This is a genomic window from Streptomyces sp. T12, from assembly GCF_028736035.1.
In the GTDB taxonomy this organism is placed as follows: domain Bacteria; phylum Actinomycetota; class Actinomycetes; order Streptomycetales; family Streptomycetaceae; genus Streptomyces.
On record NZ_CP117866.1, the window covers coordinates 3,539,941 to 3,554,533 of the forward strand.

The 14,593-nt window shown below is 70.8% G+C and carries 14 protein-coding genes; 10 read left to right on the forward strand and 4 right to left on the reverse strand.

The annotated features are described in order from the left end of the window. Positions 1 to 65: 65 nt before the first annotated feature. Together malQ and PBV52_RS15765 are read right to left on the reverse strand one after the other, a co-directional pair. The gene (gene malQ, locus PBV52_RS15760) at positions 66 to 2,210 is read right to left on the reverse strand and encodes a 4-alpha-glucanotransferase (RefSeq protein ID WP_274238993.1); all 2,145 of its coding nucleotides are present in this window, start codon (positions 2,208 to 2,210) and stop codon (positions 66 to 68) included. Continuing rightward, positions 2,211 to 2,432, reverse strand: coding sequence for a hypothetical protein (locus PBV52_RS15765; protein ID WP_274249406.1), 222 nt, complete (start codon positions 2,430 to 2,432; stop codon positions 2,211 to 2,213). A 248-nt stretch (positions 2,433 to 2,680) separates the two neighbouring features. Here PBV52_RS15765 and PBV52_RS15770 point away from each other — a divergent pair, with 248 nt between their 5' ends. Genes PBV52_RS15770 through PBV52_RS15780 form a run of 3 tightly spaced genes read left to right on the forward strand, consistent with a single transcriptional unit; the run spans position 2,681 to position 5,264 of the window. Beyond that, positions 2,681 to 3,214, forward strand: a complete 534-nt coding sequence (locus PBV52_RS15770; protein WP_274238994.1) for a PadR family transcriptional regulator — start codon at positions 2,681 to 2,683, stop codon at positions 3,212 to 3,214. After that, entirely contained in the window at positions 3,211 to 3,909 is a 699-nt protein-coding gene (locus tag PBV52_RS15775; protein WP_274238995.1) for an ABC transporter ATP-binding protein, read from the forward strand. The genes PBV52_RS15770 and PBV52_RS15775 overlap by 4 nt, the downstream gene beginning before the upstream one ends. Beyond that, positions 3,906 to 5,264: an ABC transporter permease gene (locus PBV52_RS15780; protein ID WP_274238996.1), complete on the forward strand. Its 1,359-nt coding sequence runs from the start codon at positions 3,906 to 3,908 to the stop codon at positions 5,262 to 5,264. Before PBV52_RS15775 ends, PBV52_RS15780 begins: the two co-directional genes overlap by 4 nt. A 128-nt stretch (positions 5,265 to 5,392) precedes the next feature. On the opposite strand, the gene PBV52_RS15785 is transcribed toward PBV52_RS15780, so the two are convergent. Further along, the gene (locus PBV52_RS15785; protein ID WP_030049754.1) at positions 5,393 to 5,929 is read right to left on the reverse strand and encodes an HNH endonuclease; all 537 of its coding nucleotides are present in this window, start codon (positions 5,927 to 5,929) and stop codon (positions 5,393 to 5,395) included. Positions 5,930 to 6,246: 317 nt separating this feature from the next. On the opposite strand from PBV52_RS15785, the gene PBV52_RS15790 reads away from it, so the two are divergent. Then, the gene (locus PBV52_RS15790) at positions 6,247 to 7,341 is read left to right on the forward strand and encodes a mechanosensitive ion channel family protein (protein ID WP_274238997.1); all 1,095 of its coding nucleotides are present in this window, start codon (positions 6,247 to 6,249) and stop codon (positions 7,339 to 7,341) included. Positions 7,342 to 7,352: 11 nt separating this feature from the next. Here PBV52_RS15790 and PBV52_RS15795 read toward each other — a convergent pair whose 3' ends face one another. Beyond that, positions 7,353 to 7,520 carry a hypothetical protein gene (locus PBV52_RS15795; RefSeq protein ID WP_274238998.1) on the reverse strand — a complete coding sequence of 56 codons (168 nt, stop codon included), beginning with the start codon at positions 7,518 to 7,520 and terminating at the stop codon, positions 7,353 to 7,355. A gap of 174 nt (positions 7,521 to 7,694) precedes the next feature. On the opposite strand from PBV52_RS15795, the gene PBV52_RS15800 reads away from it, so the two are divergent. From PBV52_RS15800 to PBV52_RS15825, 6 genes are all read left to right on the forward strand, one after another. Then, on the forward strand, positions 7,695 to 8,906 hold the full coding sequence (locus tag PBV52_RS15800; protein WP_274238999.1) for an ROK family transcriptional regulator: 1,212 nt from the start codon (positions 7,695 to 7,697) through the stop codon (positions 8,904 to 8,906). A gap of 79 nt (positions 8,907 to 8,985) precedes the next feature. Further along, positions 8,986 to 10,347, forward strand: a complete 1,362-nt coding sequence (locus PBV52_RS15805) for an ABC transporter substrate-binding protein (protein ID WP_373921873.1) — start codon at positions 8,986 to 8,988, stop codon at positions 10,345 to 10,347. A 7-nt stretch (positions 10,348 to 10,354) separates the two neighbouring features. Then, a complete protein-coding gene (locus PBV52_RS15810; RefSeq protein ID WP_274239000.1) occupies positions 10,355 to 11,296 on the forward strand; it encodes a carbohydrate ABC transporter permease in 942 nt (313 codons plus the stop codon). Positions 11,297 to 11,298: 2 nt separating this feature from the next. Continuing rightward, on the forward strand, positions 11,299 to 12,189 hold the full coding sequence (locus PBV52_RS15815; protein ID WP_274239001.1) for a carbohydrate ABC transporter permease: 891 nt from the start codon (positions 11,299 to 11,301) through the stop codon (positions 12,187 to 12,189). 7 nt (positions 12,190 to 12,196) lie between these two features. Continuing rightward, on the forward strand, positions 12,197 to 13,462 hold the full coding sequence (locus PBV52_RS15820; protein WP_274239002.1) for a 6-phospho-beta-glucosidase: 1,266 nt from the start codon (positions 12,197 to 12,199) through the stop codon (positions 13,460 to 13,462). After that, positions 13,453 to 14,451 (forward strand): N-acetylglucosamine kinase, encoded by a 999-nt coding sequence (locus PBV52_RS15825; protein ID WP_274239003.1) that lies wholly within the window; start codon positions 13,453 to 13,455, stop codon positions 14,449 to 14,451. The genes PBV52_RS15820 and PBV52_RS15825 overlap by 10 nt, the downstream gene beginning before the upstream one ends. The last annotated feature ends 142 nt before the right edge of the window (positions 14,452 to 14,593 follow it).

Below are 14,593 nucleotides of genomic sequence, written 5' to 3' on the forward strand. Positions count from 1 at the left end.
AAGTATCGAACGACGGGAAGGGCCGCGCGCCCGGGGTGCCGTATGAGGCGCGGTCCGCTGGGGCGTCACCCCCGCCGGACCGCCTCGCCCCGCAGCACCTCCACCAACGCCCGCACCCGGGCCGACTCCGCCAGTTCCTCCAGCGTCACCGCTCGCCCCTGCGCGTCCGCGATCGGCAGCCGCCAGTTCGGGTACTGGTCCCACGTCCCCGGCAGGTTCTGCGGGCGGCGGTCGCCCACGCCGTCCGGGAGCCAGATGCCGACCATGCGGGCCGGGGTGCGCAGCAGGAAGCGGTGGACGGCCTGGATCTCGGCCTCCTCCTGCGAGGTGCAGTGCCCGCCGTGCGAGCCCCGCAGCAGGCCGAGCCGGGAGAGCAGCTCCAGCCACTCGCCCGTGTCCGCCGACGCCTCCGCCCGTTCCTGCTCCAGTGGGCGGGTCAACAGGCCCAGGCTGTCGCGGAGTTGGACGTGTTCGCCGGTGAGGCGGGCCGCGGTGGGCGGCAGGTCGTGGGTGGTGGCGGTGGCGAGGCAGTCGGCGCGCCAGGACTCCGGCGGCAGCGGGCGGCCGCCCCCGTCCCAGTCCCGCTCGAACCACAGCACCGAGGTGCCGAGCACGCCCCGCGAGCGCAGCGTCTCCCGCACGCCCGGCTCCACCGTGCCGAGATCCTCCCCGATCACCACCGCCCCTGCCCGGGAGGCCTCCAGCACCAGGATCGCGAGCATGGCCTCGGCGTCGTAACGGACGTACGTCCCCTCCGTCGGCGCATGCCCCTGCGGCACCCACCACAGCCGGAACAGCCCCATGACGTGGTCGATCCGCAGCGCGCCCGCGGAGCGGAAGAGCGCCCTGAGCAGTCGGCGGTACGGCTCGTACCCCGACTCGGCCAGCCGGTCCGGCCGCCAGGGCGGCAGCCCCCAGTCCTGGCCGCGGGCGTTGAAGGCGTCCGGCGGGGCGCCCACCGACATCCCGGCCGCGAAGTACTCCTGCTGCGCCCAGGCGTCCGCGCCCCCGGGATGCACACCGACCGCGAGGTCGTGCACGATCCCGACCGGCATCCCCGCCTCCCGCGCGAGCCGCTGCGCGGTGGTCAGCTGGCCGTCGGTGAGCCATGCGAGACGGCAGTGGAAGTCGACCCGGTCCATCAACTCGCCCCGCGCGCGGATGGTTTCGGGTGATCGCGGGTCCCGCAGCCCCTCCGGCCACCGCTGCCAGTCCGAGCCGTGCAGCTCGGCCAGCGCGCACCAGGTGGCGTGGTCCTCCAGCGCGTCCCCCTCCTGCGCGAGGAAGTCGACGTACGCGGCCCGCCGCCCCGGCCCGAGCGGTACCTCGCGCACCAGCTCCAGCGCCTCGCGCTTGGCCTCCCACACCGCGTCCCGGTCGATCAACTCCCCCTTCTCCAGTACCGCTTCACGCAGCCGCCCGGCCCGCTCCAGCAAGACCCGCACGCGCTCACGGTCCTCGACGTGTGCGAACTCGGGCACGTCCTCGACCCGCAGGTGCACCGGGTCGGGGAAACGGCGGGAGGACGGGCGGTAGGGGGAAGGGTCGGTCGGGGATCCGGGTACGGCCGCGTGCAGCGGGTTGACCTGCACGAATCCGGCGCCCAGCGCCCGGCCGGCCCAGGCGGCGAGTTCGGCGAGGTCGCCGAGGTCGCCCATGCCCCAGGAGCGGCGGGAGAGGAGGGAGTAGAGCTGGACGAGGAGGCCGTACGAGCGTCCGGGGGGCGTGGGCAGGCGGGGCGGGGCGACGACCAGGTGGCTGGTCGCCGTACGGCCGTCGGGGGCGGTCGCCGTCAAGCGGTGGACGCCGGGCGGGAGGTGGTCGGCGGCGGCGCGGGCCTCGCCCTGTTCGGTCTCGATGTGCAGCCGGGTGCCGGACGGCAGCCCGGCCAGCGCCTCGGGCTCGGCCCCGCTCCAGCACACGACCGTCGGCGGCAGCAGCCGCTCGCGCAGCTCCCGCTCCCGCGCGCCGAGCGCGGCACCGACGGCCCCGGGTGTGCTCGTGTCGACGTCGAGGGCGGCCAGGGCGAGGGTGAGCGCGGCGGCGGAGGCCGTGACCGTACGGTCGGCGGACGGCTGGTAGGAGGTGGCGACGCCGTGCAACTCGGCGAGCCGGGCCAGGTCGTCGGAGGGGAGATCCTCGGGGCTCTCGGGACCCTCAGGGCCCTCAGAACCCTCGGCAAGGGCTTCGGCCGACCGCTCTGCTGTCATCTACGGCCTCGGGAAATCCATGTCCATACCGGTGTCCATACCCGCATCCCAGACGGCTGCCTCACTCGTCAGCGGCGCGGCGTCGGCGAGCGGCGGCTCGCTGGTGAGGGGCTCGACGTCGGGGAGGGGAGGTTCGCTGGTGAGGGGGGTTTCGGCGGAGGCGCCCTCGGCGCTGAAGACGCAGGCGTGCATCTCCGGTTCGGTGAAGACGCCTTCGTACATCACGGGCTCGCTGGGCGCCTCGGGTTTGGACAGGGCCGATGCTGTGGGCACGGGTGCCCTCCTCTGCTAGTACGGCGTGCGGGTTACCGCAGCCCTACCCACCGGGCGCGGGGACAGACGTCCAGAAACGAACAACGTGCCTCGTGTCACATTCTGTTCCGCACATTCTGCTCCACAGGCCGCCCTTCTCGAACTATTTTTCTGATCACTATTCACTCAGTACATGTACGCAGTACATAATGATCGGCATGAGCACCCGCCACATCCTGCTGGGGCTGCTCGCCACGGGGCCGAGCCATGGCTACGACCTCAAGCGACGCCATGACGAACGCTTCCCGCAGGCCCGCCCACTGGCCTACGGGCAGGTCTACACGACCCTGCAGCGACTGGTCCGCGACGGGCTCGCCGAGGTCGAGGGCACCGATGCGGACGGCGGCCCGGAGCGCACCACGTACCGCTCGACGGACGCCGGAGCGCGCGAACTGGCCAGGTGGGCCGGCGAGATCGCGCCACCCGCGCCGTTCGTGACGAACGAGATCTTCGCCAAGGTCGTCGTGTCGATCCTGTCGGGCGGCGACCCCGAGGCCTATCTGCGCGCCCAGCGCACCGCCCACATGGCACGGATGCGGGAGCTCACGGCGGTCAAGACCGCGTCGGGCACCGATCTCGCGACCGTGCTCTCGGCGGACTACGCCCTCAACCACCTCGATGCCGACCTCCGCTGGATGACGACCACGGCGGCCCGGCTCACCACCCTGACCGCGGAGGTCGACGCAGCATGAGCAACACAGGGGGAGGCGCGGTGCCGCTGCTGGCGGCCCGTGACCTCGTCAAGGCACACGGCAGGACCGAGGCCCTGCGCGGCGCCTCCGTCGAGCTGCGGGCCGGCGAGATCCTCGCCGTCACCGGCGCCAGCGGCAGCGGAAAGTCCACGCTGCTGCACTGCCTGTCCGGCATCGTCCGCCCGGACAGCGGCTCGGTGACGTATGCCGGGGAGCGGCTGGACCGGCTGCCCGAGCGGCGGCTGAGCGAGCTGCGGCGTACGGAGTTCGGCGTGGTCTTCCAGTTCGGGCAGCTGATCCCGGAGCTGACGGCCCTGGACAATGTGGCGCTGCCGCTGCTGCTCGCCGGTGCGCGCAGGCAGGAGGCACAGGCGAAGGCCGGTGAATGGCTGGAGCGGTTCGGGGTGCGCGGGCAGGAGGAGCTGCGGCCCGGCGAGATGAGCGGCGGCCAGGCCCAGCGGGCGGCCCTGGCCCGGGCCCTGGTCACCGGCCCGAAGGTGGTCTTCGCGGACGAGCCGACCGGGGCGCTGGACTCGCTGGCGAGCGAGCAGGTGATGACGGCCCTGACGCACACGGCCCGCGAGTCGGGCACGGCGGTGCTGCTGATCACGCACGACGCCCAGGTGGCGGCGTACGCGGACCGCGAGGTGCGGCTGGCCGACGGGACCGTGACGCCGCTGGAGGTGGCGGCATGAGGGCCGACCTCCGGCTGGCCTGGCTGCTCACCCAGGGATCCGACCGGCGCGAGTGGTGGCGGGTCGCCCTCACGGCGGTCGGGGCGGCGCTCGCGACCGGGTTCGTGCAGGCGGGCGTCGCGCTGGCCTCGCTCGACGGCTACAACAGCGTGCCGCTCGCGCACGGCCTGCTGAACGACCCGGGACAGCGCTCCGGGGTGATCTTCAGCCTGGCGCTCCTTCTCATCCCGGTGCTCGGCTTCCTCGGCCAGACCGCGCGGATCGGTGCCGTCCACCGCGACCGGCGGCTCGCCGGGCTGCGACTGGCCGGGGCCGCTCCCTGGCAGGTGCGCCGGATCGCCGCGCTGGAGACGGGGATCGCCTGTCTGCTGGGCTCGGCGCTCGCCACCGCGGTCGCGGTTCCGGTGCTGCTGTCCCTGTGGACCAGTCCGACCGCCCTCGCCTGGGCGGGGATGACCCTGGTCACCCTGGCGGTACCGGCGCTGGGAGCGGCGGTGGCCGCGCTGGCGTTGCGCCGGGTGGTGGCGTCACCGCTCGGCTGGGTGCGCCGGGTGCGGACCGCCCAGCGTCCGGGCCGGGTGTTCCTGGTGGGGACCGGGCTGCTCGCGGTGTCGGCGGTACTGACCTTGCGCACCTCGGTGTTCGACAGGCCCCACGTGGTCTCCCCCCTTCCGGTGATCATCCTGGCCCTGACCCTGCTGGTCGGTGCCGCGGCGGTGTGGCTGACGGGCTGGTCCTCCGGCCTGCTGGGCCGCACCCTCGCGGTCCGGGCTCAGCGCCCGGCCCTGCTGATCGCTGCGGAACGGCTGCGCGACGACCCGTGGGCGGCGGCCCGAACCCACGGGGCCGTGCTGCTGGTGACCGTGGTCGGCACCGGCTTCGTGGGAGTGCGGCAGGTAATGCTCGCCGATCTGCACGCCATGAGGCGCGAGGGCCACCTCGGCATGCGCATGGAGTTCTATACGACGGGCCTCGATCTGACGGCGGCCGCGATCCTCGTCGCCCTCGGGATCGTCCTGTCGGCTCTCGCTGTCGGTACCGCCGAGTCCCTGGCCACCCGGCGCCGGGGCCTGGCGGTGCAGAACGCTGCCGGGGTGCCGCGCGGGGTGCTGGCCCGGGCGCTGTTCCTGGAGACCGCGCTCCCGCTGATCCCGGCGGTCGTGGCGGCGGGCGCCGGCGGCATGGCGATCGGCGTCTGGTACGCGTCGATCACCACGGAGTACGTGTTGCCGGACGTGCCGTACGTCTCGCTGCTGGTCCCCCTCGCGGTGTACGCCTGCTGCCTGCTGGCGGCGGCCACCTCACTGCCCCTGCTGCACCGCTCGGTGCGGCCGGCGGAGCTGCGGTACGTGTGAGAGCGGAGCCGCGCTGCGGGTGAGGACGGCCCGGCGGCCACGTGACCGTCCGGCCCCGGGGGCACGGGGGACCCTCGGGGCCGGACGGTCACACGCACGGCACGCCGGGTATGCGAAGGCCCGGATCGTCAGGCGGAAATGCCGTCGATCCGGGCCATGGCGTCCTCCGCGCCGAACGGCTGCAAGTACGGCAGCCAGCGCGGGTCCCTATGCCCGGTGCCGATGATGCGCCAGGCGAGGCCGGTGGGTGGAGCAGGTTTGTGGCGCAGCCGCCAGCCGATCTCGAACAGGTGTCGGTCGGCCTTCACGTGGTTGCAGCGGCGGCACGAGGCCACCACGTTGTCCCAGACGTGCTTGCCCCCGCGGCTGCGCGGGATGACGTGGTCGACGCTGGTTGCGACGCCACCGCAGTACATGCACCGGCCCCCGTCGCGCGCGAAGAGCGCCCTGCGGGTAAGAGGAACGGGCCCCCGATAGGGAACCCGGACGAATCGCTTGAGCCGGACCACGCTGGGTGCGGGGACTGTGACGGTTGCGCTGTGCATAAAGGCGCCGGACTCCTCGAGGCATACGGCCTTGTTCTCGAGGACGAGGACGAGCGCGCGGCGGAGCGGTACGACGCCGAGTGGCTCGTACGACGCGTTGAGGACCAGGACATGCGGCACGGATGCCTCCTTGGGCGTCGGCGGCGCGTGGCTCGCGCCGGGACGATCTGGACTCAGTCTCCCCTCTTGCCTGGTGAAAGCGCCACCATGTCCCGGTAACGGGCTGGGAGTGTTTTCGACCACATCTGATTCATCCCCAGGATGACGAACTGTTCATCCCACCAGTTCATCCCCGGGTGGGCACGGTTCCTCCCTCGAACACGGCGACGATCCACACACGATGCCCCGATAGTGTGGTGGACCTGCCCTGCCGGTGACCTTTTCGTGACCTTGACCATCTGCCGGTGGGGCGGGCCGCTGCACTGGAGGTACCAGCCGTGTCCTTGCCCGCCGACCTACTGGCCGCCGGTTCGACCCCGTCACCGTCCCCGTCGGAGACGACGACCCCGGCGGTGCCCTCGATCCAGGACGCCCACGAGAGCGCGACCCAGGCCGCGAGCTGGGTCGAGCAGAACTGGTCGACCTGGCTCGCGATAGGCCTGAAGGTCCTGCTGATCCTGGTCATCGGGGCAGTGCTGAGAGTGGCGATCCGGCGGGCGATCACCAAGCTCATAGACCGGATGAACCGCACCGCCCAGGCGGTGGACGGCACGGCCCTCGGCGGCCTGCTGGTCAATGTCGAGCGGCGCCGTCAGCGCTCGCAGGCGATCGGCTCGGTCCTGCGCTCGGTGGCGAGCTTCCTGATCATGGGCACCGCGGCCCTGATGATCCTCGCCACCTTCGACATCAACCTGGCCCCGCTGCTGGCCTCCGCCGGCGTGGCGGGCGTGGCGATCGGCTTCGGCGCCCGCAACCTGGTCACCGACTTCCTCTCCGGCGTCTTCATGATCCTGGAGGACCAGTACGGCGTCGGCGACTCCATCGACGCCGGCGTCGCCTCCGGCGAGGTCATCGAGGTCGGCCTGCGCGTGACCAAGCTGCGCGGCGACAACGGCGAGATCTGGTACGTCCGCAACGGCGAGGTCAAGCGCATCGGCAACCTCTCGCAGGGCTGGTCGACGTCCGGCGTGGACGTCACCGTCCGCTCCTCGGAGGACCTGGACAAGGTCAAGCGCACCATCGACGAGGTCGCCGAGAAGATGAGCAAGGAGGAGCCCTGGAACGAGCTCCTCTGGGGCCCGATCGAGGTCCTCGGCCTGGACAGCGTGCTGCTGGACTCGATGGTCGTACGGGTGTCCGCGAAGACCATGCCCGGCAAGTCCCTGACGGTGGAACGCGAGCTGCGCTGGCGCATCAAGCGCGCCTTCGACGCCGCCGACATCCGGATCGTCGGCCGCGCTCCCCTCACGACGGAGGAGGCGGCCGCCACCGACCCGACGGCGGGGATGGCGGCTCCGTCGGCGTACTCCAACACGTCCTCTCCGCAGGCCCAGGCGGCCACCCCGCTGACGCCGCCCAGCGTGACGAAGTAGCCGCGCCTCCCTCAGCCGACCCACCCCCGCCACCGCGGCCACGGCGCCTCGCACCGTCCCTCGGCGATCACCTTCTCGTACTCCCGCTGGGCGAGTTCGTCCAGCTCACGCCCGGTCAGCGGCTTGCTGCCGATGGTCCTGACCCGCGAGAAGGCGATCAGGCACTCGCCGTGCGGCATCGCCGGAACCGGTCACCGCACGGTTGCCTGGTATAGACCTCTCTTGACGACACCTCCCCCTCGGGTCTACCTTCCTGGCAACCCGATAGGAAACTTTCCTAACAGTGATCCTGGATGGACTTCCGTCGTAGATCGCTGAGAAGCTGGTCAGCCGAGAGGCAGGTGTCGATCCCCATGGCAGGAACCGCCGGTACGCCGGGCACCCCGCGCGTCCTGCGCGCCATGAACGACCGTGCCGCCCTGGACCTCCTCCTGGAGCACGGGCCGCTGTCCCGCACGCGGATCGGCAAGCTGACCGGCCTCTCCAAGCCGACCGCCTCCCAGTTGCTCGCCCGCCTCGAAGCCGCCGGCCTCGTCCTGGCCACCGGCACGACGGAGGGCCGCCCCGGCCCGGGCGCCCAGCTGTACGAGGTCAATCCGGCCGCCGCGTACGCCGCGGGGCTCGATGTCACCCCCGAACGCATCCTCGCCGCCGTCGCCGACATCACGGGCCGCACGGTGGGGTCGTACGAACTGCCCACCCCCGGCAGGCGGCCGGCCCGACCCGTCGTCCGGCAGGTCACCGACGCCCTCGACGGCGCGGTGAAGGCGGCAGGCCTCGCCCACGACGACATCCACCGGCTCGTCATCGGCACCCCCGGCGCCTTCGACCCCAACACGGGCCGGCTGCGCTACGCCTCCCACCTCCCCGGCTGGCACACCCCGGCGCTGCTCGACGAACTCGCCGCGGCCCTGCCGATGCCGGTCGAGTACGAGAACGACGTCAACCTCGTGGCGGTGGCCGAGCAGCGGCTCGGCGCGGCCCGCGGTCACGAGGACTTCGTGCTGCTGTGGAACGAAGGGGGCCTGGGCGCCGCCCTGGTCCTCGGCGGCCGGCTGCATCGCGGCTGGACCGGCGGCGCGGGAGAGGTAGGTTTCCTGCCGGTTCCGGGCGCCCCCCTGGTCCGCCAGGTAACCAAAGCCAACAGTGGTGGCTACCAGGAGCTGGCCGGTTCGCAGGCGATCCCCCATCTCGCGAGCGAACTCGGTATCGCGAACATCCCGTCGGGGCCGTACCCCGAGGCGGCCGCCGCCCTCGTCGAACGGGCCGCCGCGGAGGACACCGTCCTCAACCGGCTCCTCCTGGAGACCTACGCGACCCGGCTCGCGACCGGTCTCGCCTCCCTCGTCTCGGTCCTCGACCCCGAACTGGTCGTCCTCAGCGGCGCCTCCCTCACCTCCGGCGGCGAGGCGCTGCGCGCCCTCGTCCAGGCCGAGCTGGAGGAACTGGCCGCGGCCCGGCCCCGGCTCGTCGTCGGGGACGTGCGTGAACACCCCGTGTTGCGGGGCGCGTTGGAGAGCGCCCTCGCGACCACGCGCGACGAGGTCTTCGACACCGCACGCTGAGCCCCCCCCTGAGCTCAGCCCTTTAACCCACCCCCCGCCTTCCCTCACTCACCCCGTCCCGCCCTTGGGAGACCCTGCCATGCCCGGAAAGTCCTGGAACGTCATACCCTCACCGTCCCGCAAGGCGGCCGCCGCCCTCGCCGCCACCGCCTCCCTGGCCCTCTTCGCCACGGCCTGCACCGGCCAGTCGGAGTCCGGTGCCACCGACGACCCCAACGCCAAGACGACGATCACCTTCTGGCACGGCTGGAGCGCGCCCGCCGAGGCCAAGGCGATCCAGGCGAACGTGGACCGCTTCGAGAAGGCCCACCCGAACATCACGGTGAAGGTCGTCGGCAACATCAACGACGACAAGCTCAACCAGGCGCTGCGAGCGGGCGGTTCGAGCGGTCCGGACGTGGTGTCGTCGTTCACGACCTCCAACATCGGCAAGTTCTGTTCCTCCGGCGCCTTCCTCGACCTGAAGCCGTTCATCGAGAAGTCGAAGCTCGACCTCGACAAGATCATCCCGAAGCCGATGCTGGACTACACCCAGTTCGAGGGCACCCGCTGCGCCCTGCCGCTGCTGGGCGACGCCTACGGCCTCTACTACAACAAGGACGCCTTCGAGAAGGCGGGCATCACGTCCCCGCCGAAGACCTGGTCGCAGTTCGCGAAGGTCGCGAAGAAGCTGACGAGGACCAAGGGCGACAGCTACGAGCAGCTCGGCTTCATGCCGACGTACCACGGCTACGAGACGGTCGTGGACCACTACATGTCCCAGTGGGACCACGCCTACTTCGACAAGGACGGCAAGTCCAACATCGCCAAGGACCCGGCCTTCGCCGACATGTTCACGTACCAGAAGAAGCTCGTCGACGACCTCGGCGGCTTCGCGAAGCTGGAGAAGTACCGAAACACCTTCGGTGACGAGTGGGGCGCCAAGCACCCGTTCCAGACCGGCCAGGTGGCCATGCAGCTCGACGGCGAGTGGCGCCTCGGCATGGCGAAGGACTCCGGCGTCGACTTCGAGGTCGGCACCGCCCCGATGCCCGTCGCGGACGACGAGGTCGACCAGTACGGCAAGGGCTTCCTCTCCGGCACGATCATCGGCATCGCCCCGCAGAGCGAGAAGCAGAACGCGGCCTGGGAGCTGGTGAAGTACCTGACGACCGACACGGAGGCCGTCGTGTCCTTCGCCAACGCCATCCACAACGTGCCCTCCACGTTCGCCGCGCTGAAGTCGCCCGACCTGAAGGTGGACCCCGGCTTCAAGACGTTCCTGGACATCGCCCGGAACCCGGAGTCGAACACGCCGCCGGCCTCCGTCAACGGCTCGACGTACCAGACGACGCTGCAGGACTTCGGCTACCAGTACGAGTCGGGCAAGGTGAAGGACCTGAAGGCCGGTCTGGAGAAGACCGCCCGGCAGATCGACACCGACATCGAGCAGGCGAAGTAGCGTCCCGATGCCGACGCACACTCTCCGCGCGAAGCGCCGCAGGTCGGCGCTTCGAACGGTGGCCTTCCTGTCACCGTGGCTCATCGGTTTCGGCGTCTTCTTCGCCTATCCGCTGGTGTCCACCGTGTACTTCTCACTGATGAAGTACGACGGCTTCGGCACACCGGTCTTCCGCGGCCTGGGCAACTGGGCCTACGTCTTCAACGACTACCCGCTGTTCTGGCCGGCACTGCGCAACACGCTCTGGCTGGTGCTGGTGATGGTGACCTGCCGGGTGGTGTTCGGGCTCGGCATCGGTCTGCTGATCACGAAGATCAAGACCGGCACGGGTGTCTTCCGCACCCTCTTCTACCTGCCGTACCTCGCCCCGCCGGTCGCCGCGACGCTGGCCTTCGTCTTCCTCCTCAACCCCGGCACCGGCCCGGTCAACTCGGTCCTCGACGGCCTGGGGCTGCCGACGCCCGGCTGGTTCACGGACCCCGCCTGGTCCAAGCCGGCCCTCACCGCGCTGGCGCTGTGGGGCGTGGGCGACCTCATGGTCATCTTCATGGCCGCGCTGCTCGACGTACCGAAGGAGCAGTACGAGGCCGCGGAGCTGGACGGGACGTCGGCCTGGCAGCGGTTCCGGTTCGTGACCCTGCCGAACATCTCGCCGATCGTGATGTTCGCCGTCGTCACGGGCGTGATCCAGACCATGCAGTACTACACGCAGCCACTGGTGGCCGGGAAGGTCGCCTCCGGCATCATCGGCGGCTCCGGCCAGCAGTTCGAGCCGGGCTATCCGGACAAGTCGACGCTGACCCTCCCCCAGCTCGTCTACAACCTCGGCTTCCAGCGCTTCGACTACGGCTCGGCGTGCGTGGTCGCGCTGGTGCTGTTCGCGCTGGCCATGGCGTTCACCGCGCTGCTGATGCGGCGTCGGGGCGGACTGATGCAGGCAGGTGACTGACCATGACCCAAGTGCTGGACAAGCCGGTGGAGTTGAGCGCTCCGAGCATCGCCGAGCGCACGGCCCGGCGCAGGGCGCTGCTGGAGTGGATCGCCGTCCACTCGCTCGGCGTCGCGGCCGCGCTCTTCTTCACCCTGCCCTTCGTGTTCGTCGTCCTGACCTCGCTGATGAGCGACCAGCAGGCGCTCACCCGCGACCTGGTCCCGGACACCTGGGAGTGGGGCAACTACACCAAGGTCTTCGACACGCCCGGCTTTCTGACCTGGTGGAAGAACACCCTGATCTACGCGGGTCTGGGCACCGTCCTCACCGTCGTGTCGTCCGTCCCGGTGGCGTACGCGCTCGCCAAGTTCCGCTTCCGTGGCCGGAATTTGTCTCTGATGCTGGTCATCTCGATGATGATGCTGCCGCCCCAGGTGGTCATCATCCCGATGTACCTGTTCTGGGCGAAGCAGCTGGACCTCTCGGGCACCCTGTGGCCCCTGATCATCCCGATGGCGTTCGGAGACGCGTTCTCGATCTTTCTCCTGCGCCAGTTCCTGATGACGATCCCGAACGAGTACCTGGACGCGGCGAGGGTGGACGGCTGCGGCGAATTCCGCACACTCCTGCGGGTCGTCCTCCCCATGGCGAAGCCGGGGATAGCCGCTGTGGCCCTCTTCCAGTTCTTCTACGCGTGGAACGACTACTTCGGCCCCCAGATCTACGCGTCCGAGAACCCGGGCGCCTGGACGCTCTCCTACGGCCTGGAGTCGTTCAAGGGCGCACACCACACCGACTGGAACCTGACCATGGCCGCGACCGTACTGGTCATGGCCCCTGTGATCCTCGTGTTCTTCTTCGCGCAGAAGGCGTTCGTCGAGGGCGTCACGCTCACCGGAGTGAAGGGTTGAACCACCTGTGAAACTCACCGTGGTCGGCGGAGGCTCGACCTACACCCCCGAACTCATCGACGGCTTCGCCCGCCTCCGGGACACCCTGCCGATAGCGGAACTGGTCCTGATGGACCCGGCGACGGACCGTCTGGAACTGGTGGGTGGCCTGGCCCGCCGCATCTTCGAGCGCCAGGGTCACCACGGCACGATCACCACGACGACAGACCTGGACGCGGCGGTGGAAGGTGCGGACGCGGTCCTCCTCCAGCTCCGCGTGGGCGGTCAGGCGGCCCGCGAGCAGGACGAGACCTGGCCCCTGGAATGCGGCTGCGTGGGCCAGGAGACGACGGGCGCCGGCGGCCTGGCAAAGGCACTCCGCACGGTCCCCGTGGTCCTGGACATCGCGGACCGCGTCCGCCGTACCAACCCCACCGCCTGGATCATCGACTTCACCAACCCGGTCGGCATCGTGACCCGGGCCCTGCTCCAGGCGGGCCACAAGGCGGTCGGCCTGTGCAACGTGGCGATCGGCTTCCAGCGCAAGTTCGCGGCCATGCTCGGCGTGACCCCCGCCGACGTCCACCTCGACCACGTGGGCCTCAACCACCTCACCTGGGAGACCGGGGTACGCCTGGGCGGCCCCGAGGGCGAGGACGTCCTGCCGACACTGCTGGCCGACCACGGCGACACCCTCGCCGCCGACCTGCACCTCCCCCGCCCCCTCCTGGACCGTCTGGGCGTGGTGCCGTCGTACTACCTGCGCTACTACTACGCCCACGACGAGGTGGTGCGAGAACTGCGCACCAAACCGTCGCGCGCCGCGGAAGTGGCGAAAATGGAAAGGAGGTTGCTCACCCTCTACGCCGACCCTTCCCTCGACGAGAAGCCGGAACTGCTCTCCAAGAGAGGCGGCGCGTACTACTCGGAGGCCGCGGTGGACCTGGCGGCCGCGCTGCTGAACGGCGCCGGCAGCCCGTACCAAGTGGTCAACACCTCCAACAAGGGCACGCTTCCCTTCCTCCCCGACGACGCGGTGATCGAGGTACAGGCCGGGGTGGGAACGAAGGGCGCGACCCCTCTCCCGATGGCGCCCCCGGACCCCCTGTACGCGGGCCTGATGGCCCAGGTGACGGCCTACGAGGACCTGGCCCTGGACGCGGCCCTGCACGGCGGCCGCACCCGGGTCTTCAAGGCTCTGCTCTCCCACCCCCTGATCGGCCAGTACGCGTACGCGGAGCAACTCACCGACCAGCTGATCGCACACAACCGGGAGCACCTCGCGTGGGCATGACCGCACGTGTCCTCGCCGTAGACGCGGGCAACAGCAAAACCGACGTGGCGGTCGTGGCCGCCGACGGAACCGTCCTGGCCACGGCCCGCGGAGGCGGATTCCGCCCGCCGGCGGTAGGCGTGGAGCCGGCGATGGACACCCTTGCCGAAGCGGTGAAGGAGGCCTTCACCTCGGCAGGCGTCACCCGCGCCGACCACGTCTCGGCCTGCCTGGCCAACGCCGACTTCCCGGTGGAGGAGGAGCAACTGGCGACGGCGCTGCACGCACGCGCGTGGGGCACGACCGTCGACGTCCGCAACGACACCTTCGCCATCCTCCGGGCGGGCGTGACGGAGCCCCGCGGTGTGGCCGTCGTCTGCGGCGCCGGCATCAACTGCGTGGGCATGCGCCCCGACGGCCGTACGGCCCGCTTCCCCGCGCTGGGCCGTATCTCCGGCGACTGGGGTGGCGGCTGGGGTCTGTCGGAGGAGGCCCTGTGGCACGCGGCCCGGGCCGAGGACGGCCGCGGAGTGCCTACGGCGTTGGCGCACACCCTCCCCGCCCACTTCGGCCTGCCGACCATGTACGCCCTGATCGAGGCCCTGCACCTCGAACGCATCGCCCCTGTCCGCCGCCACGAACTGACCCCGGTCCTCTTCGCGACGGCCATGACCGGCGACCCGATCGCCCGCGAGATCGTCGACCGCCTGGCCGACGAGGTGGTGACGATGGTGACGGTCGCCCTGACCCGACTGGAGCTGCTGGAGGAGGAGACGCCGGTGCTGTTGGGCGGGGGCGTCCTGGCGGCGCGCCACCCCCAACTCATCGACGGTATCCGCGACTTGCTCACATCCCGCGCCCCCAAGGCGGTACCGGGCGTGGTCACGGCGAGTCCGGTGCTGGGGGCGGCGCTGCTGGGGCTGGACCGGGTGGGGGCGGGAGCGGAGGTGCATGAGCGGGTACGCACCCATTTCGAATCGGCCGCAGGCCCCCAGGGGGAACCGAACTGATTCCCGCCGCGTGTTCATGGGCAGGGGTGGTGCGGGGTCCTGCCCAGCCGCTGACAGGCATTCCGCTGCGATCCGATCAAGATCCAGCGAAGCCCGGTGCGGATGTCAGTCCCGGCAGCGATACTTGCGGCGACGGATGACC

Excerpts from the sequence above, each read along its gene's own strand:
- malQ (WP_274238993.1), bottom strand. The coding sequence starts at position 2,210 with ATGACAGCAGAGCGGTCGGCCGAAGCCCTTGCCGAGGGTTCTGAGGGC.
- PBV52_RS15765 (WP_274249406.1), bottom strand. The coding sequence starts at position 2,432 with ATGTACGAAGGCGTCTTCACCGAACCGGAGATGCACGCCTGCGTCTTC.
- PBV52_RS15770 (WP_274238994.1), top strand. The coding sequence starts at position 2,681 with ATGAGCACCCGCCACATCCTGCTGGGGCTGCTCGCCACGGGGCCGAGC.
- PBV52_RS15775 (WP_274238995.1), top strand. The coding sequence starts at position 3,211 with ATGAGCAACACAGGGGGAGGCGCGGTGCCGCTGCTGGCGGCCCGTGAC.
- PBV52_RS15780 (WP_274238996.1), top strand. The coding sequence starts at position 3,906 with ATGAGGGCCGACCTCCGGCTGGCCTGGCTGCTCACCCAGGGATCCGAC.
- PBV52_RS15795 (WP_274238998.1), bottom strand. The coding sequence starts at position 7,520 with ATGCCGCACGGCGAGTGCCTGATCGCCTTCTCGCGGGTCAGGACCATC.
- PBV52_RS15800 (WP_274238999.1), top strand. The coding sequence starts at position 7,695 with ATGGCAGGAACCGCCGGTACGCCGGGCACCCCGCGCGTCCTGCGCGCC.
- PBV52_RS15805 (WP_373921873.1), top strand. The coding sequence starts at position 8,986 with ATGCCCGGAAAGTCCTGGAACGTCATACCCTCACCGTCCCGCAAGGCG.
- PBV52_RS15810 (WP_274239000.1), top strand. The coding sequence starts at position 10,355 with ATGCCGACGCACACTCTCCGCGCGAAGCGCCGCAGGTCGGCGCTTCGA.
- PBV52_RS15815 (WP_274239001.1), top strand. The coding sequence starts at position 11,299 with ATGACCCAAGTGCTGGACAAGCCGGTGGAGTTGAGCGCTCCGAGCATC.